This window comes from Brevibacillus centrosporus, assembly GCF_046622605.1.
Classification (GTDB): domain Bacteria; phylum Bacillota; class Bacilli; order Brevibacillales; family Brevibacillaceae; genus Brevibacillus; species Brevibacillus centrosporus.
This window is the reverse complement of the sequence record NZ_CP176856.1, coordinates 1,512,235-1,530,790: the sequence shown is the minus strand read 5'-3', so window position 1 is coordinate 1,530,790 and position 18,556 is coordinate 1,512,235. Positions and strand designations below refer to the sequence as shown.

Annotated in this window: 14 protein-coding genes and 1 tRNA gene; 3 read left to right on the top strand and 12 right to left on the bottom strand. The window is 49.3% G+C overall.

What is annotated here, in order from left to right:
• Nucleotides 1–55: 55 nt before the first annotated feature.
• On the bottom strand, nt 56–1,315 hold the full coding sequence (gene tyrS / locus ACLIN2_RS08050; RefSeq protein ID WP_122959940.1) for a tyrosine--tRNA ligase: 1,260 nt from the start codon (nt 1,313–1,315) through the stop codon (nt 56–58).
• A 1,001-nt stretch (nt 1,316–2,316) separates the two neighbouring features.
• Between tyrS and ACLIN2_RS08045 the strand changes: the two genes are divergently transcribed.
• Entirely contained in the window at nt 2,317–2,838 is a 522-nt protein-coding gene (locus ACLIN2_RS08045) for an ECF transporter S component (protein ID WP_310228842.1), read from the top strand.
• A gap of 80 nt (nt 2,839–2,918) precedes the next feature.
• Here ACLIN2_RS08045 and ACLIN2_RS08040 read toward each other — a convergent pair whose 3' ends face one another.
• The 8 genes from ACLIN2_RS08040 to ACLIN2_RS08005 all read right to left on the bottom strand — a co-directional run bounded on the left by ACLIN2_RS08040 (nt 2,919) and on the right by ACLIN2_RS08005 (nt 10,223).
• Nucleotides 2,919–3,182: an ABC transporter substrate-binding protein gene (locus ACLIN2_RS08040; RefSeq protein WP_122959939.1), complete on the bottom strand. Its 264-nt coding sequence runs from the start codon at nt 3,180–3,182 to the stop codon at nt 2,919–2,921.
• A 60-nt stretch (nt 3,183–3,242) separates the two neighbouring features.
• Entirely contained in the window at nt 3,243–4,058 is an 816-nt protein-coding gene (locus tag ACLIN2_RS08035; protein ID WP_411503718.1) for an ABC transporter permease, read from the bottom strand.
• On the bottom strand, nt 4,055–5,065 hold the full coding sequence (locus tag ACLIN2_RS08030) for an ATP-binding cassette domain-containing protein (RefSeq protein ID WP_411503717.1): 1,011 nt from the start codon (nt 5,063–5,065) through the stop codon (nt 4,055–4,057). The genes ACLIN2_RS08035 and ACLIN2_RS08030 overlap by 4 nt, the downstream gene beginning before the upstream one ends.
• 724 nt (nt 5,066–5,789) lie before the next feature.
• Complete coding sequence (istB, locus tag ACLIN2_RS08025) at nt 5,790–6,533, bottom strand: IS21-like element helper ATPase IstB (protein WP_411502740.1); 744 nt, start codon at nt 6,531–6,533, stop codon at nt 5,790–5,792.
• Nucleotides 6,530–8,038 (bottom strand): IS21 family transposase, encoded by a 1,509-nt coding sequence (gene istA / locus ACLIN2_RS08020; RefSeq protein ID WP_411502739.1) that lies wholly within the window; start codon nt 8,036–8,038, stop codon nt 6,530–6,532. The genes istB and istA overlap by 4 nt, the downstream gene beginning before the upstream one ends.
• 210 nt (nt 8,039–8,248) lie before the next feature.
• Nucleotides 8,249–8,470 (bottom strand): hypothetical protein, encoded by a 222-nt coding sequence (locus ACLIN2_RS08015; protein ID WP_411503716.1) that lies wholly within the window; start codon nt 8,468–8,470, stop codon nt 8,249–8,251.
• A gap of 749 nt (nt 8,471–9,219) precedes the next feature.
• Complete coding sequence (locus ACLIN2_RS08010; protein WP_411503715.1) at nt 9,220–9,540, bottom strand: DoxX family protein; 321 nt, start codon at nt 9,538–9,540, stop codon at nt 9,220–9,222.
• A 607-nt stretch (nt 9,541–10,147) separates the two neighbouring features.
• A tRNA-Ala gene (locus ACLIN2_RS08005) sits at nt 10,148–10,223 on the bottom strand.
• Between the two features lie 227 nt (nt 10,224–10,450).
• Here ACLIN2_RS08005 and ACLIN2_RS08000 point away from each other — a divergent pair.
• Entirely contained in the window at nt 10,451–12,418 is a 1,968-nt protein-coding gene (locus tag ACLIN2_RS08000; protein ID WP_411503714.1) for a methyl-accepting chemotaxis protein, read from the top strand.
• A 164-nt stretch (nt 12,419–12,582) separates the two neighbouring features.
• Here ACLIN2_RS08000 and ACLIN2_RS07995 read toward each other — a convergent pair whose 3' ends face one another.
• Nucleotides 12,583–15,186: an Ig-like domain-containing protein gene (locus ACLIN2_RS07995; RefSeq protein ID WP_411503713.1), complete on the bottom strand. Its 2,604-nt coding sequence runs from the start codon at nt 15,184–15,186 to the stop codon at nt 12,583–12,585.
• A 218-nt stretch (nt 15,187–15,404) separates the two neighbouring features.
• Between ACLIN2_RS07995 and ACLIN2_RS07990 the strand changes: the two genes are divergently transcribed.
• A complete protein-coding gene (locus ACLIN2_RS07990) occupies nt 15,405–16,022 on the top strand; it encodes a YdcF family protein (RefSeq protein WP_400584401.1) in 618 nt (205 codons plus the stop codon).
• Here ACLIN2_RS07990 and dnaI read toward each other — a convergent pair.
• Nucleotides 16,011–16,949: a primosomal protein DnaI gene (dnaI, locus tag ACLIN2_RS07985; protein ID WP_411503712.1), complete on the bottom strand. Its 939-nt coding sequence runs from the start codon at nt 16,947–16,949 to the stop codon at nt 16,011–16,013. The two genes, ACLIN2_RS07990 and dnaI, sit on opposite strands and share 12 nt — an antisense overlap.
• Nucleotides 16,950–16,956: 7 nt before the next feature.
• Complete coding sequence (locus ACLIN2_RS07980; protein WP_310228890.1) at nt 16,957–18,411, bottom strand: DnaD domain protein; 1,455 nt, start codon at nt 18,409–18,411, stop codon at nt 16,957–16,959.
• Nucleotides 18,412–18,556 lie beyond the last annotated feature (145 nt).

Below are 18,556 nucleotides of genomic sequence, written 5' to 3'. Positions count from 1 at the left end.
GACAGCAAAAACCCCCTTGGTCTCCCAAGGGGGTTCTTGTTACTTCTTAACTGGTCTAAAGCATTTTCACCAAGCTGTAGTTTTTCTTACCTTTGCGGATGATGATAAAACGTCCGCCAATTGCCAGATCCGGTGTTACTTCGAGAGCCAGGTCGCTAAGCTTCTCTCCGTTCATGGAAATCGCGCCATTGTTGATGTCCTCACGCGCCTGGCGCTTGGAGGGCTCGATGCCGAGATCGACGAGCCAGTCGACGATGTTTTTCGCTTCCTTCGTCGCTTCAAAAGTCGGCATTTCTTTAAAGCCTTGCTCAATCTCGTCGGCCGTCAGCGATTTGATGTCGCCCGTAAACAGCGCTGCGGTAATGCGTTTTGCCTGCTCCAGCATTTCTTCGCCGTGCACAAATCGGGTCATTTCTTCTGCCAGCGTTTTTTGCGCCTCGCGCTTGTGCGGCTCAGTCTGCACTTTTTCTGCCAGCTCCTCGATTTGCTCTTTGGAGAGGAACGTAAAGTACTTCAAGTATTTCACGACATCGCGGTCATCGGTATTCGCCCAGAACTGGTAGAATTCGAATGGCGTTGTCTTGTTCGGATCCAACCAGATCGCGCCACCAGCTGTTTTCCCGAATTTCGTACCGTCGGATTTCAGCATCAGCGGAATGGTCAGTCCGAATGCTTTGGATTCGTGTCCTTCTTTTTTACGGATCAGCTCCAAACCGCTAGTGATGTTGCCCCATTGGTCCGAGCCGCCCACTTGCAGCTGTACATCCTCATGTTTGTACAGGTGCAGATAGTCGAGGGACTGCAGGATTTGGTAGGAGAATTCAGTAAAGGAAATACCACTCTCCAGTCGACTCGCTACCACGTCTTTTGCCAGCATGGAGTTGATGCTGAAGTTTTTCCCGTAATCACGCAAGAACTCGATCACGTTGATTTTATGCGTCCAGTCGTAGTTGTTGACCATGCGGATCTGGTTGTCGCCTTCTGTCACGAACAGCTTTTTCATTTGGGCAGTCAGCGCATCCACGTTTGCCTGGATTTGCTCCAAGGTTTGCAAGGAACGCTCGGATTGACGTCCGCTTGGGTCTCCGATCGTACCTGTAGCGCCCCCAATCAAAATGACGGGACGGTGACCAGCAAGCTGGAAGCGTTTCAGCACCATGAAAGGAATCAGGTGCCCAATATGCATACTGTCTCCAGTCGGGTCTACGCCACAGTACACGGAGATCGATTTTTGGCTGGTCAATTCGCGAAGACCTTCTTCATCCGTCTGTTGGTTGATGGCTTCGCGCCATGCGAGTTCGTCGATAATGTTCACTGCTAAGCACTCCTTCATTTTCATAGATACTTAAAACCGAATTAGATTGCGAGAAAGTAGAAAACTTGGCTCCGTCAAGCATTGAGGCGGAGCCTTAGTTGCACTTATACTGGCTAAGAATCTTATAAATACTTACTGAATAAAAAATCGCCCCTAGTCATGAAGACATAGGGACGATTGATTAACCGTGGTACCACCCAGATTGCACGAATGGACTTTGCGCACATCGCGCCCATTCCTGCCGCTCTCGGCGAGTTATCGTTCGCCATTCCGCTCAGCATTACCCGAGATACTCCAGAGTTGTAATTCGCAGGCTTCGTGTGTACCGGATTCCATCACCCCCGGCTTTCTGAAACAGGGACCAAGCTGCTACTAGGCTCTTTCAACGTATATCGCATATAAGAATACAGACAGTATAGTGAATTCCTGATGTAGTGTCAACTGGTGGGGGGAGACACATCAAATACGCTCATTTCCCTCTAGCCCGGGACTCCCACACCATTTGCCAAAATAGAAGCAACGAACCGCTTGGGAATTCCGTGAAATAGAAGGTCTGGCGGTGCCTTTTCCTCCTTCACGATTTTCTTAGAGGTCGAAATCCGTACTCATCCAGCTCCAGCTCGTATTCATGCGGCGCATGACATTTCCTTACTTAGTCTTTGATAATCCACCTTGGAAGCTCTCCTTTCTTTTGCCTAACTACGTGGCTCTGCCGTTTTCAATACTTTCTCGAAAATCTCCCTATCGTGAAAAAGAACGGCTTTCCCGTACATCATCGCTTGCTCTGCACAGTTGGAAGTGATTCCAGCTTCTATAACTTCCTTTGTTATTTGTTGGCTGTTTTTGGAATGATATTACTATACACGCTTCGCCTTGGAAACCCTATGGTTAGATTCCCAAACAAATATAGTTATGCACCCTCGTACATAAGTAGCACATACCATATTTATTAATTGGTTGATTATGAGTATGATAAGAGAAAAAAAGAAAGAGGCAATCATATGGGTTCCTTATCTTCGAGAAACACATCACAAACCAAGACCTTGGTTATCAACGCCCTTTTCATCGCTTTAACTCTCGTATTTACCATGTTCATCAACCTGCGGCTCCCGATCATGGGGAACGGTGGCCTCATTCACCTCGGCAACGTGCCTCTGTTTATTGCTGCCTTTGTTTTTGGCAAAAGGACCGGAGCCATCGCAGGCGCTTTCGGGATGGGTCTCTTTGACCTGATCTCGGGATGGACGACGTGGGCACCGTTTACCTTTGTCATCGTAGGTGCGATGGGCTATGTAGCTGGCCTCCTGGCAGAAAGGACACCGGGTAACAGAATCTGGGTCTATTCTCTGGCAATTATCGTTGCGCTGGTCATCAAAATCGTGGGCTATTATTTTGCCGAAGTTATCCTGTACGCCAACTGGATTCAGCCATTCGGCTCGATCCCTGGCAATCTGCTTCAAGTCGTTGTTGCTGGAATTATCGTCTTGCCGCTTGTAGGGCGATTGAAAAAAATAGCAGGGTGACCCTACCAACTGAACCCAAAAACCGCTCAAGTGATCCTTCCTTCACCTGAGCGGTTTTTTATTGAGAAGCCTGCTATTCCTTATTGGTCCAGATGCTTTTGCACACTTTCCAAAAACTTGATTCGGCTATACGCGGGACCGCCTTCCATTAGTGGATCAACCACGTTGACAAAGACGTGATTCTCTTTAAAGGCATTGATGCTTTGGACAACAGGATTCTTTTCCCATTCATCTAAGGCATGGGTCGAATCCTGATTTTCACTCGTGGAAACTTGTACAAACAAATAATCCGGATTCATATCTCCGAGCTTCTCAATAGAGAGGGCCTCCTGCGTTTTCGCCATGCGGATCTCTATCCAAGCGTTTTAAACGATTACCAGAAGCATTCTATCCTTTTTCCCTTTTTACGTACGGCGCATATAAGCACGTACCGTCAGCGGCGCGAAGATCGCCACGATAACAGCGGCGCTCACGATGGATATGATAAACTCGAAGCCGATCGTTCCGTTATTGGCAAGCTCCCGGACGGCGCTGACGAGATGGGAAATCGGGTTGATATTGACAAACCATTGGAGCCAGGTCGGCATGGTTTCCACGGGTACGAAAGCGTTGGAAAGAAACGTGAGCGGAAACAGAACGATCATGGAGATCCCTTGTACGCTCGCGGCCGTTCGGGCAATGACACCGAAAAAGGCAAAAATCCAGCTGACAGCCCATGAGCAGGCAATGACGAGGATCGCAGCAATGGCAACAGACCCCAGACCACCGACTGGCTGGTATCCCATGATGTACCCCATGACAAAGGTCAGCACGGTAGCAATGGTGTAGCGCACAGTATCTGCGAGCAAGGCACCGGCTAAAGGAGCAATACGAGCGATCGGCAGTGATTTGAATCGGTCAAATACGCCTTTATCCATGTCTTCTCGCAGCTGTACGCCCGTGACAACAGAAGTCCCGATAACGGTTTGCACGAGGATTCCCGGAATAATGATCGGCAAGTAATTTTCCACATTGCCTGAGATGGCACCACCAAAAATATAGGTGAACATCAACGTAAACAAAATCGGTTGAAGCGTAACGTCAAATAATTGCTCAGGTGTGCGGCGGATCTTCAACAGACCGCGGTAGGCCACTGTCAATGAGTTGCGAAGCGTTTGACCAAAGCTGGTATGATTTTTTAATGGACGACTCGTCTCTCGCCCTAAAGATGTGCTATTCATGCTCTGACTTCCTCCATTCTCTCCTGTTGGCCTTGAGCTTTCGTTTCATTCGCAGCAGCCCCATGTCCCGTAATCGTGAGGAATACTTCGTCCAAGGTCGGCTTTTGGACGCTGATTTCAGCGAGTTGAATTCCTCTCGTGCGAAGAGCAATCAGCAAATCCGTTACTTGATCCGCATCCGCCATGGGTGCCGTAATCTTGGCTACTTCTGCGGTTACACTGGAACGAACCTGGAGGACCTGCTCCACGATTTCCTGGGCACCCGCAATGTCTTTTGCATCATGCACGCGCAGATGCAGGGCCGATGTCCCGACAGATGCTTTCAGTTCATCCACCGTACCTTCTGCCACGACATGCCCCCGATCAATCACGGCGATCCGGTCGGCCAGCTGGTCTGCTTCATCGAGGTATTGCGTGGTGAGCAGCACAGTCGATCCGGTGACCACCAGGCGCCGAATCGTATCCCACATTTGCGAACGCGTACGCGGGTCAAGACCTGTCGTTGGCTCATCAAGGAAAATGAGGGGAGGCTGGGCAATCAGACTGGCTGCCAAATCCAACCGCCTGCGCATCCCCCCGGAAAAATGCTTCAGCGGACGCTTCGCCGCTTCTGTCAATCCAAATTCCTCCAGCAGCTCCTCTGCCTTTTTCCGTGCTTCCGATCGTCCCAGCCCGAGCAAGCGTGAAAAAATAATCAGGTTTTCCGTAGCGCTGAGCGACTCATCTACCGAGGCGTACTGTCCCGTCACCCCAATCAGCTGGCGCACAATATGCGATTCTTTCACGACATCGTGCCCAAAAATGCGCGCCTGCCCGGCATCCGGCCGAAGCAAGGTCGCTAGCATGCGAATCGTCGTCGTTTTGCCTGCTCCGTTCGGCCCGAGCACACCGTAGATCGAACCCGCCCGCACATTCAAATCCACTCCGTCTACTGCGCGATTTTCGCCAAACGTTTTTACCAGCCCTCGGGCCTCGACCGCCCATTCCGTGTTGTACGCATTACTCATTGCCGCATCTCCTTACCCCATGTTTTATTTGATACGGATACAATATCGTGCGAATTTAAACGGAATGTAAACGGGGTGGCAACTTTTCCTTTGCAAAGTGGAAAGGGCTATTTTATCTTGGGCTTTATAGGCTGATCCTCTTTTCGGCAACAAAAAAACGGCATCTCTGCCATTTCCGTAGTTGTTATTGCTATTTGGAGGTCAAAGAAAGATAGATCGAATCGTGCCTCTTTCATGTCAGTAGAAGGAGGGTTTTTTCAAGCTCATGCAGCTTCATCGATCTTTCATTCAGTCGGACTTCTGGGGTTCCAACGACTTTGGGGATCATTACTTGTACGCCTTTTGTGATGGTGAAGGAGCGGTCACATTGCTGCTAATAACTAAAGTTGTATTAGCGTTGCTCCTACTCCAATGGGTCGGCGCGGAAATTATCTTCTCTCCTAGTTCAAAAAAGCTTACAGCTAGGGTATCGTTTTTCATCGCGTTAGTGGTAATCAGCGGGGCAATTTACTGGATTGGCGATTGGTTTTGATGTCCTGCTTGCACTTCCTACACAATTAATGTAATGCTTTTTTCCTTCATCTTTGAATTGAAAAGAACTATTCAGAGTGGGGATATTTCCCCTCTGTGAATGTCAATCAAAAAGTTGACCACCGTGCTCATCAAAAAATTGACCACCATGGCAAAAATCAATCCACCCTACGGGTGGGTAACTTTTTCATGATCACGATCTTTGGATGCTTTGCTTAAAGCGATAGCTGTCCCCATTCATGGCAAAGATATGGGCACGATGTGTAAGCCTATCAACTAAAGCTGCTGTCATTTGTTCATCTTTAAAAATTTGCGTCCAATCCGCAAATTCAAGGTTACTGGTGATGATGATGCTCCCTTTTTCATAGCGAGCTGCACAAAATTGAAATAATAATTCCGCCCCTGTTTTGCTTAGGGGAACAAATCCGACTTCATCTAGAATGATCAAATCGGTTTTGAGCCATTGTTTCTCCAACTGAAGGATTCGCTTTTGGGACTGGGCTTCCATGAGCTCGTTGCATATTTTCGCAGCTGTCCAAAATTGTACGGAATAACCATGGTGACAAGCCTCCTTCCCAAGAGCAATCGAGAGATGTGTCTTACCCGTACCGGAGTTTCCGATAAACATGATGTTTTCTGCCTTCTCGATGTAATCACAACGAGCAAGTTGTAACAATTTCGGTTTATTAAGAGACGGAATCATAGAAAATTCATATTGATCGAGTGTTTTCGTTGAAGGGAATTTGGCATGCTTGATCCGACTGGCGATTTGATTTGCATCCCTTTGCTGCACTTCTTGTTCCAAAAGAGCGAGAAGGAATTCCTCATAAGGGACTTGTCGTTCGGCAGCATCATTGGCCATTTCCTTATAGAAACGTTTAATAGCCGGTAATCGAAGCCGTTTAGCATAGGTTTCAAGCAAGAAAGTTGTACTCAATGCACCACACACCTCTTTTGTAACAGACGATTGTATTGGTTAAGATCGGGAGTTTTTACTTGAATACGCGGAACAGAACTATCTTCAGTCAACGAGAGTTGAGGCATACGATGCTCTGGTAACGTACGATGAAACAACAATTGCCTTACGGCATCATACTGAAACATCCCCTTTTGGCAAGCTTCCTCTAATGATTCCTCCACAAGAATAGTATCGAATTCACGATGTAATAACAGGAGTCGAACAAACTCCTTCATTCCACCTGGTCGATGGCGGCACTTGTCTAAGAACTGTTGGTAAATTGGGGGTAGCCCCGCCTGATGCAAAGGTCTGGCATACAAAACGGCACCTGGTCGAGTCAGAAGCAAATCCAGGTAGTGATCGTATTGCAAAAGCTCTTTGCCACTTTCTAAGCATCTCTCATGCTGAGCAATCAATTTGCTACCATGGTACACTTCAATCCGTTCGGCAAACACCTTGCAAGTAAGCTCGGTAGATGCGTGTGAAACAGGAACAGAATAGGCATTTTTCTCAAAGTGAAGCATAGACAAGGTATTGCTTTTCACAGACACGATACGGCAACAATCCAGTGGTTGTGGAGGCAAGGGGAGCATAACGTGCTGCTCTTGTACAAAGGCTTCTCCAACGGTTAAAGATGACCTAGGAACGGTAGTTGTCTCGTAAGAGATACATTTCTCAAGAAGGAAATGATTTAATTCCTCTAGAGAAGAGACACTTGGAACCGGGGTAAAAAACTGCTTTTGGATGAACTTTACGAGATTTTCTACTTGGCCTTTTTGATGCCCTTTTCCCGGATCGCAGAAATGACTTTCGAACAGGTAGTGAGAACGAAGCTGGACAAATCGCTCCTGTTCCTCGCGGTTCTTACCTTCCAGCACCTTCTTTACGGCTGTTGTCAGATTGTCGTACGTAACAGTCTGAGGAACAGCACCGAAAAATTCAAAGGCATCGACATGTCCTTGAAGAAGAGCTTCTTGCTTTTGATGAAAGAAAGTTTTGACAAAAATCTTTCTGCTGAAGGTGCAACGCATACAAAAGACTTGAACTTTTACCTGCTTACCCTGTAAAAGAACAGTAACCTCGCCCCAGTCAAATTGGGCAAATTTCCCTGGCGGGAAGTCGAGGGGGACGAACGCTTTTGGAAGAGAAACGCGTAGTTGTCTGACGTAACGTCGAACTGTAGATTCACCACCGGTGAATCCGTATTCGTCGACAAGTCTCTGATAGATACGGGTGGCAGTATGACGCTGCTTAGGGGGAGCCTGTTCATCTTGACGAAGCCATTCCATGATGATGGGTTGCACAGAATCAATGACTGGTTTCGGTTTTGGTTGCGAAAGCTGGTATACAGGGATCTCCGTTGATTTCAAGGCTTTTCGTATGACTTGACGGGAATATCCGGTTTCGCGAGAAATTTGCCGAATCGGCTTCCCTAGCAGAATGTGTTGTTTCCTGATAAACTCATAATTAGCCATCTGAAGCATTTCCTTTCCTCCTATACCTTGATGTCTCAGCAACTTCAAGATACAGGAAAGAGGAGCTCAGGTGGTCAACTTTTTTATGAGCGATGTACCACTAGGTGGTCAAGAATTAGATTAGCATTCACACCCCTCTTCGTGTTTGTGCATTTTATCATTTCCATGATGTAATTCTTAATAAAAAGGAATACTCCACTCATTCAAGCAAATCACTGTTTATTGTTCAAAGTCTTTTTTCTTTACCGCACTCTTTTTTGAATGATCACTCCAAACACCTGCGGGACTCGATAATGTCTTTGCAATGAAATGAGATGCAATCAGCAATACAGCAAATGTAAGGCCGTCATTTTTAATCTTAAATTCCAGTAGTGGATATAAGATAAAAAGAAGCACCTGTATACCCACAAGATAGAGAACATATAATCCCTTATCATGCATAGCTGCTTCACCTACCTTCTAGTATTCAACTTTCCTTTTTGATCGAATGCGTACTACCAAATCGGATGCACATACTCGGACAGCATTACAGAGGTTCCGATCAGCCCCTCATCTCTTGCTACTTACCAAGCAGCCTGTATAGAGTTTATTCAACAACACTTACTGTAAACTCCTATCTTATCCTAGAGGATAGACACGGGCATCAACCTTTGTTACGCGTACAAATGGAAAAAAATCTGAAGTACCTAGTGATAATTCGTATCGGTTTGGATAAGCGAAAATGAAAGATGACTCGAATATTCTAGATGTAACCATTGCACTAAAAGCACTAGTCCAGGAGAGCTTGAAAAACTGAGCTTTGCGAGATCGGATATCCTTCATGCAGATGAAACTTACTTACTCCATCATGCAGTTACACTTTGTTACTCTTCCCCTACACTCCGCGAATTTCTGCGATAAGTGAAAGTAATTATTAATTCCCAACATCATTTTCCAATATTATCTATATATTCCATTAAAATTAATCCCTTCTAATCAAACATAAAACGGCATCTCTGCCGTTTCCGTAATTCCTTTATGGTGGAGCAGCATAGCGGGATCGAGCTTCTGCCTTTATACTGCCAATGTAGCACTCTCCCACAAGGTTTGTTTCACTGCCCATGAATCCGAAACAAGCTAAAAGACACGTAATGGACGAGACACCTGGAACATCTTTTTATTGTAGTGAGAAAGTTATGCAAGCCACATGTTTACCCCGCCAACAATACTGCTGCTAAAAAGACTACCTGAAGCACTATACGGAGAGGAAGCTTAGGTACAGGTCTCCCCCCAATCGTTAAATGTTCGCTGGCCGCCCGCACATTGGCTGGAAACATCGCCACCAGCAGCACTGCCAAGCCTATGGAAGTCGCCTGAGAGGTGGCAGGGAACAGAATACCGATGGCTCCGGCAATTTCAAGCAGCCCGGTAGCTGTCACGATCAAACCCGGCTTCGGAAAAATCGGAGGAACCATGCGGATTAGGTCAGGACGCTTTGCCCCCCAGTGGGCAGAAGCGGTAAGCAGCAGCATAACGGCTATCGCCCCCTGAAGCGAGGTATGCCACCCTTCGAAATAGGTCCAACCGATTAGCCAAGAATTTTGAACAGCAGAAAAGCTCCGACAAGCACGTAAAAAGGCACCATTTTAATCTCTCCCTGTAGGAATTTTCTTTATAAGGAACGTGACGAGCGTCAGACCCTTATTTAATTCGCTGTTGTCCTCAGCCTTTCAGAAGCCTTTCACTGCCAAAAGGTATGCTATCTACCATCACAATGGGCAGTAGCCGTGTGGCTAATGCCGAAAACTGCTCAAGAGCGAGAAGTGTCACGATACTTCCTTAGCGATTTTGCCGCTTTTGATGCAGCGCGGCACCTGTATCGATTCATTCAGAACTTCAGACGAATAAGTACGGCTAACCAGGCTAGTTTTTATCTTTATGTCAGGCATTTGGGTCTATATGGCAATCATAAATACCGACTGTCGGTTTGTGAATGGGCGATTTTTTTTGAGATATTTTATCCCCTGCGCTTTTCTTTTCTCCATAAAATTGAAGTGTCTTAGGTTAAGTAGAGATGCTCATATAACGTCTGGAGCACAATAAAAAACGGCATCTCTGCCGTTTTTTCTACGTTTCATATGGTGGAGCATAGCGGGATCGAACCGCTGACCTCTACACTGCCAGTGTAGCGCTCTCCCAGCTGAGCTAATGCCCCATATGTATATTCCCAGCGATTACCGCTCGCTTTTGTGAATTTAGTATAGCATATACTTTCGTACGCTGCAAGCGAAAAAATGACTTCCTCCCCCCGTTTATCCCTCTTTCTCCAAAATAAAGTTCTATAAATACAATTCCGAGTATTCAGGTTTGAAGCCATCAATATAGCGGGTATGGATAGTAGGAAAAGACAACATAGACATGCTTGTAAGGGGAGCCGATCAGATGAAAACACCCAGACTTACCGTCAAGAGTAAATTGATCACCGCATTTGCCGCAATCCTTATCATTCCGCTTCTTTCCCTTGGTTGGCTCTCCTACCAGAGCTCCAAAGATCAGCTGGAGACTGAGCTTTTGACCACAGCCTCGGAAAATGTGCGCCTGGTGGACGAGCTGCTGACACAGACGCTGGATTCCCAGTCTCTCGATGTGGAGCTCATCTCCTCTGAATTGGGCCAAGCCGACTTGCTGGAGTCTACTCGCTCGATTACCCGTAAAAAGCTGCAGACCTTCCATGCCCTGCATCCGGAGATCGGGGAGGTGTACATCGGGGACCATACAGGTGGCATGCTGACCTCTACGGATACCAAGCTCCCGTCAGATTTTGATCCTCGCAAACGCCCTTGGTACCAGGCAGCCATGCAACAGCTGCAAACGACCATCATCACCGATCCGTACATCGATGCTGGCACAGGAAACATCGTGATTGGTCTGGCTCGAACGCTGCCAGATGGCTCGGGTGTGCTCGGTATCGACATCCAGCTGTCTGCACTCGACGAGACGGTCAAGCAAGCGAAGATCGGGGAAAAGGGCTACCTTTCCATCTTTGACAAGAACCAGCAATACTTGATCCATCCCACCGGTAAAGCTGGCACGCCAGCTGCTACCTCCTGGATCGGCTCGCTCTACGGTGAAAAAGCAGGCATCTTCTCCTTCTCAGATGCAAATCAGGCAGCCAAAGCCGTTCACCTCACGAACGAAAAAACAGGCTGGAAGCTCATGGCCGTCATGTACGAGGTAGAAGCTGTCCAAGCTGCCAGCCCTATCTTTTACAAGACCTTGCTCGTCATTGCTGTCGCACTGGCGATTGGCAGCCTGGCCGTATACTTCATCCTGAAATCCATGCTTCGCCCTCTGCGCAAGCTGACCGAAGCCGCACAGAAAATGAGCGAAGGCGACGTTACTCAGCAGGTGCAGGTAAGCAGCGACGACGAGCTCGGGACTTTGGCGAAAAGCTTCAACCATATGGCTCAATCGCTGCGCTCGCTCCTCCATGCGGTCAACGATAACGTCCAACAGCTCGCCGCTTCCGCAGAGCAGCTCTCTGCCAGTGCAGACCAGACCAGCAAAGCGACCGAGCAGATTGCCGTTACCATGCAGGAGATGGCTGTCGGCACGGAGCAGCAGGTCTCCTACACCAAGGAAAGCACGGAAGCCGTCGACCAAATGTCTTTGGGGATCACCCAGATTGCCGACTACTCCCAAAAGGTCTCGGAGGCTGCTCGTCAAACGGCCGATCTCGCCTCGACGGGGAACGGCTCCATCCAGTCTGCTGTGCACCAGATGAATGCTTCGAGCCAGTCCATTCACGATCTGGCTGCAGTGGTAGAGCGGCTCGGTGTACGCTCCCAAGAGATCGGGATCATCGTGGAGGTCATCACCGCCATCTCCAACCAGACCAATTTGCTGGCTCTCAACGCTGCGATCGAAGCAGCACGCGCGGGCGAAGCAGGAAGGGGCTTTGCTGTGGTAGCAGACGAGGTCAGGAAGCTCGCGGAGCAGTCCTCCCTCTCCGCCAAGCAAATCACCACACTGATTGCTTCTATCCAATCGGAAACAGAGCACGCCGTCATCGTCATGGACAAGAGCAAACGCGAAGTGACAGACGGGATAGAGAAAGTGTACGAAGCAGGACACTCCTTCGAAAGGATTCAATCGGCAATCGAAGAAGTCGCGGAAAAAATCGGGCAGGTCTCCGGCGCCACCCAAGATATTTCCGCTCGTACACATCTCGTCGTAACGCTGATGAACCACATTTCCCAAGTGACATTGTCTGCTTCTGACGGTACACAAAACGTGTCTGCCGCAGCCGAAGAACAGCTGGCATCGATGCAGGAGATTGCCACCTCGTCTGTGTCACTGGAACGAATGGCTGAAGAGCTGCAAAGCCAGATCGGACATTTTAAAATCTGATCGCAGTTTATCTGGAGCCTTCCGACAGATACGATGAGTAAAAGAAAAGCCAGTCAAGCATGAACCTCAGCTCCAACTGTTAGGTATGTCTAACAATTGGACTTCCGTTCCTACGCTTGACTGGCTTCTTTGTCCTCTATGTGCGAATTCTCGCCTGCCTATGACTACCTGACTGTTACGACAATTGGGGTTTTCTTTCCACCATAGGTGACGTAGATCGTTGCTTTACCGGAGCCTGTCGCCTTGATGATTCCATCCTTTACGTCTGCCACGAGCAGGCGCGAGGTAGTCCACAGAGCAGGCTTGGTTACGTTTTGCTCAGAGCCGTCCATATAGGTCGCTGTCGCTGTTACCTGCTTGGTCTCGCCTTTGGCCATGACCAGTTGGACAACATCTGACTTCAAGTATTTCAGCGTGTCTACATCCACAGGGATCGATACGCTCTTGTCATTGTATTTCCCCGTAATGGTCGCTTTCCCGAAAGCACGGCCTGTGATCAAGCCTTTGGATACATCCGCTACCTTGTAGTTGCTCGTTTTCCAATCCGCCAGCGAAGTGACGTTCAGAGTACGTCCGTCCGCGAATGTAGCAGTCAAGGTAATTTGCGACGTGGTGTTGGATTTGATCGAAGCGTAGCGTTTGTCCGCTTCCAGCTTGGTGACGATACCTACTTCTACTGGGATCGTGATTGACTTTCCGCCGTATTTGGCTGTGATGGTTGCGCGTCCGTTCGACAAGCCCGTTACACGTCCGTTGGCTACGTCTGCAACCTTGATAGCGGAAGATGCCCATTCTGCGTCAGTCGTCACATTGCTTGTATTTCCAGCAGAGTCTGTCGCTGTCAGCTTGATTTCAGCCGATTCGTTCAGGGTCAGAATCAACAGGCGTGGGTCAACCGACAAGGTCGTTGCCTGATCGACTTCCACGGCAATACTTACAGATTTTCCGTCAAACGTAGCGGTAATCGTGGTTTTCCCAGGGCCTTTTGCGGTGATTTTCCCTTGGGTTACTTCCGCAACGGCAGCCGATGCGGATGTCCATGCCGCTTGCTCATTGACGTTTTTCGAAGTGCCATCGGCATAGGCTGCCGTGACATTTACCGTTTCGCTCTTGCCGTTGCTCATAACCAGCTTTTGCTTGTCTACCGTCAAGGTCTGCAGCACACCGACGGAAACAGGAATGGTCACGGTACGGTTGCCGTAGGTGGCCGTAACGGATGCTGGACCTGTCGCGATCCCTGTGATCAAGCCTTGACGCACACTTGCTACCGCTGGGGCATTGGATGCCCACGTTACTTTTTGCGTGACGTTCTCATTCGTTCCGTTCGGGTAATTCGCAGTGATTGTAACCTGCTTCGCCCCGCCTACTGGAATAGCGACGTTCGTCACGTCAGCTGTCAGGCTTTGCGGTACATCTACGTCGACCACCAGAGTAGCCATCTTCTCCCCGTATTTCGCGGTAATGGTCGCGGAGCCCGCTTTATAAGCAGAGATCGTTCCACCTTTTGCAAAGACGATATCTTCATTGTCGGACGTCCAGGTTACTTTGTCGGTAATATCCTCGGTAGCACTGGCTCCCGCAAAAGATGCGTTTACTTTCACAGTTTCATTCGTACCGCTTTTCATAACCAAGTACGATGGCACGATGTCGAGTGCGCGCGGCACTTCTACGTCTACCTGAATTTGAACGGTTTTGCCTCCGTAGCTCGCCGTAATGACAGCTTCCCCGGATGCGACTGCATGAATCTTGCCGTTGCTGTAGTAGGCGACCTCTTCCTTGCTGGAGGTCCACTCAGCCTTGCTCCCTACATCTACAGGCGTACCTGCGCTATTCGCATAGGTTGCAGTCAGCTTGATGTCTTCCGATGATTCCCCTACATGCAAAAAGATGCTTTGCTTGTTTACTTCCAGCTTTTGTGTCGTGTCGACATCAACTGTGATGGTTGCTGTCTTCGTTCCGTATTTGGCTGTTACGGTTGCTTTCCCCGCACCATAGGCCGTGATTTTCCCTTTCAGCGCATCGGCTACTGCCGGATTGTCCGAGGACCATTCTGCTTTCGCCGCTACGTCAGGTGCATCGCTGCCGTCTGGGTAAATGGCACGCAGCGTGATCTGCTCGGAGCCGCCCAGAAGAAGCGATACCTGGTTTTTATTCGGCTCCAGTCTGTGAGCGATCTCTACGTTGACCGGGATCGCAGTCGACTGGCTGCCGAACTTCGCTGTAATAATCCCCGTACCGGAGCTCAAGCCTTTCACTTGCCCGTTAATAACCGTTGCAATGGTTGTATTGTCAATGGACCAATCTGCCTTGGTCGTCACATCCTCAGATGCGCCATCGCTGTAGAGCGCCGTGAGCTTCAGCTGTGGAGCCGGATCCTCATCGATTTGCACGTTCAACGATTGCTTGTCCAGCGTCAGCGCCTTTACCTTTTTCGTGACGGTAACGGCAACCAGGACGCTTTTTCCCATGTATGTAGCTGTCACTGTCGTACTACCAACGGCTTTTGCCGTAATTCGGCCCGCGTAAGCTGCCGCAATATCTGGACTTTGACTTGTCCAATCTGTCGTGATCGTGACTTCCTCGGTCTTTCCGCTCACATAAACAGCCGTAGCCGTCAATGCAGTAGAATCTCCCATTTCCAATGTCACTTCATTTTTCGATAGGACCAATCTGCTGATTTCGTCCGCAGCGTATCCAATTCCAGCGTTTCCAGCCCCGCACAAGAGCAAGATAGCCAGTAACAAGAGCGTCGTTTTTTTCCAGAACATTGCTAGCCTCCCCCGCAAGTATGAAATCTGCTTCTCGTAAAACCCATGCCTCGATTACTATATCGGCTTCTGCGAAAAATAATTTACTAATTATTTGTGTCTGTCATGTGTCAAACCTTGTAACCCTGCTCCGGTTTTACCGTCTTATCCCTAAGAAGAAGCGAGCAAATGGCTCATCGGGAAATCCACACAAAAGCTTTGCCAGGAGGAAAAAAATCGTGAAGACACGCAAAAAACCAGGCTGGATGCGAAGGCTCCTCTTTTGCCTTAGCATACTGATCGGAGTCGGAGGAATCTGGTCTGGCTATGTCATCTATCAAATCAAAGCGACGATGCAGGAAGCCGTACCGCATAAGGCAGATGTGGGAATCGTATTGGGTGCCGCCGTGTGGGGAGACGGTCCAAGCCCAGGTCTGCGAGAAAGACTGGAGAAAGCCCTCTGGCTCTACCAGAAAGGGTACGTTTCCACGCTATTGGTTACGGGAGGTTTGGGGGAAGGGAAGCGCCGAACAGAGGCCGCCGTCATGCAAGAGTACTTGATCGAGCATGGTGTACCGGCAGAGCACATCCTCCTGGAGTCAAAATCCACGTCTACATACGAAAACCTGCTGTATGGTCAGCAGGTTCTGGCTACTCATCCTATCAAAAACACATTGATCATCAGTCACGACTATCATTTGTATAGAGCTATGACGATGGCAAAATCCCTTGGATACAACACCGCCTCACCTGTCGGGGTTCACTCGCAGGTGCTCGTCACACCGTACCACGAAGCGCGAGAAGTGCTCGCCATTACGTACTGGCACCTCTCGCGCCTCTTCTCCTCAACCCTCTAGGCGCTGGTTCTTGCGTAAAATCTCGTGAACATCTACGAAGTGACGGATGCGCTCCATGATACGAGCTGCCTTGGTCCGTTCGATCCGGTTGCCGTTGGAAATCGACAGATGCTCCTCCAGCTCCTCGAGCGAATAATTGGAGGTGAACAAAGTCGGCAAATGATTGTTTGCCCGCTGGTTCAAGATCACACCCAAAATTTCGTCACGCACCCACGGCGTAAGGTTTTCCGCACCGATATCATCCAGGATCAGCACGGGCACTTCTTTTAACAGCTCCAGCTTGCCCACGTAAGACTGGTCCGAGATGGAATCCTTCATTTCGCGGATGAAGTCGGGAACATAGACAAGCAAGGAAGCGATATGGTTCTCCGACAGCTGACGTGCGATGGCCCCCATCAGATAGCTTTTTCCTACACCAAAAGAACCGTGCAGATACAAGCCTTTCGATCGTTCTCCTGTTCCCACCTGGTTGCAGAACTGGATCGCTGCCGCCACTGCCGAACGATTCCCTGCATCATGCTCCAGCTTGTCAAAGCTCGCAGACATCGTTTCCTCTGACACGTAGTAGCTGCGCATCATCCGTCTGCGCTTGAGATCTTCCTCATGAGAGAGCTGCTTTTTACAGGGAGCAATCGCGCTAACGATCGTGGTACTCATCAGATCAAGCTGCGTCCGGTGGCCTTTGACCAGGTTCGGACATTCTGTCAAGCCCGGGCAGCGCTCGCACCAGTACTGCTCTTTCACAGCCGTGTACACGTTGGAGAGCGAACGCAGGTAATCGTCACGAGTCAACTCGGGATGCTCTTGGGAAAAAGCTTGCAAATACGCACTGGAGCGAAACATTTTGTCGAGCTGTTCATCGGGAGTCAAGAGCTGACGAGGCGTGCGCTTTGCCAGCTCCTTCATAAATTGACCTACAGATTCCATCTAGCGATCACTCTCCTTTCTGACTCTTGCGCATGGATTCCAGCAATTTGCTAAGCTCAGGGTCATCCGAAATCAGCTTTCCTTTGGCTGCTGGCTGACCACTCTTCTCCTGCTCTCTTTGCCATTCTACAGATGCCGGCAGCTTGTCCTGCAAAACGGCTTTTCCATTTCGCCGCACCGCCCCTGTATCTTTTCTGGGAGCTTTCGCCTTTTCCACAGACTGCGCTCTTTGATCGGCGCGTTCCACGATTTGCTTGACCGCTTCGTCTACCGTAGCGATCCTCTTCGCCTTCCAGCTGTCCCGGATGGTCTCCATGTACGCCTTTGGCAGTTCCATCTGCATACTAGCCAGTGTGTGTACCAATAGGGCATTCACGACTTCCGGCTGCATCCCGTCTGTAAAAACGAGCGACTCCGCGCGATCCAGAAAGACTTTGCTCACTCTGCCGCCGACGACTCGCTCCAGGAGTCCCAGCGGCGACAGCACCCGACAGGCACGCACGAACGCTTCACTGCCCGGCTCTGGCAATTGACCAGGTCCCCAGTCATCCTCGCCTGCACCTGCACTGTCTGCTGGAGCAGCTCGATACAGCTTGTCCTCTGAATAGCGCTGGATCAAACGCTTGCGCAGCACTTCCGTATCCAGACTGCGATCCGGCTTGTACAGCGTCCAATCGCGCAGCTCCTGTCCCATGCCCCAGCTGTCCATCTGATAGAAGTGGCAAAGCAAGTATAAAAACTCCATACTCGAACCGCTCAAAACTTTGGATGCGTCGGCATTGTCTGGCAAATACAGGCGCAGTGACGATACACTGAGCGGATGCTGAACTTGTGCTTCAAAACCAGATTTCATCGCGGCAGGTGGGAAGTCCGACTCCATTTTCGTCAAAAACTGCTCCCGCTCCGAACCTTTTTTCACTTCCAGCTCAGAAGGCTTCAACGATTGAAAAACTTCATGGAAATCCTTGGTTACATTTTCCACAATGGTATATTCCTGATCCAGCTGTGTCGCTACTGCATCAGCATATTGCTCCCGCAGCTGCTGGAAGCGGATATTTTCAATTTTATTTAACAGCATGAGAGAAAGGACGTAATCTCCAAAAAACTCGCCAGGTGTCAGCGGCGGCTTTACCAGGTAATCGTAGTAGTAGTCGCGCTGCAGGTTTTCTCTCCGGCGTACCTCCAAGAGTCCCATGGCTTCCAAACGCTCTCGTGCATCCAGTAGCCGATCCAGGGAGAGAGACGTGGAAAGCATCAAGCTGCGATGTGTCCCTTCGGTTGAAGCACCGCTCACTTCCTGTACGCCATGTACCAGCAGCTGGTAGAGCGTATACGACTCGACACCAATGATCGGCAAATACAGCTGCGTGACATAGCCCATTTCGGCAAAACTAAGCGGTCTCGCCACCCTCGCCAAAAAACGATCCTTTGGCAACAATTCGTTCCAAACTAAACGACGCATGGGCTCTTCCCTTCCTGACTATTTTCGTTTCCCTATTATAGCATGGCTCTTCCTACTACGTGCGCAAATCCAATGGAAAGCCAAAAACACCCTAGCAAAATTACCGCGAGGGCGTGGTATGAACAGTTGTTTCCCTGATGTCTTC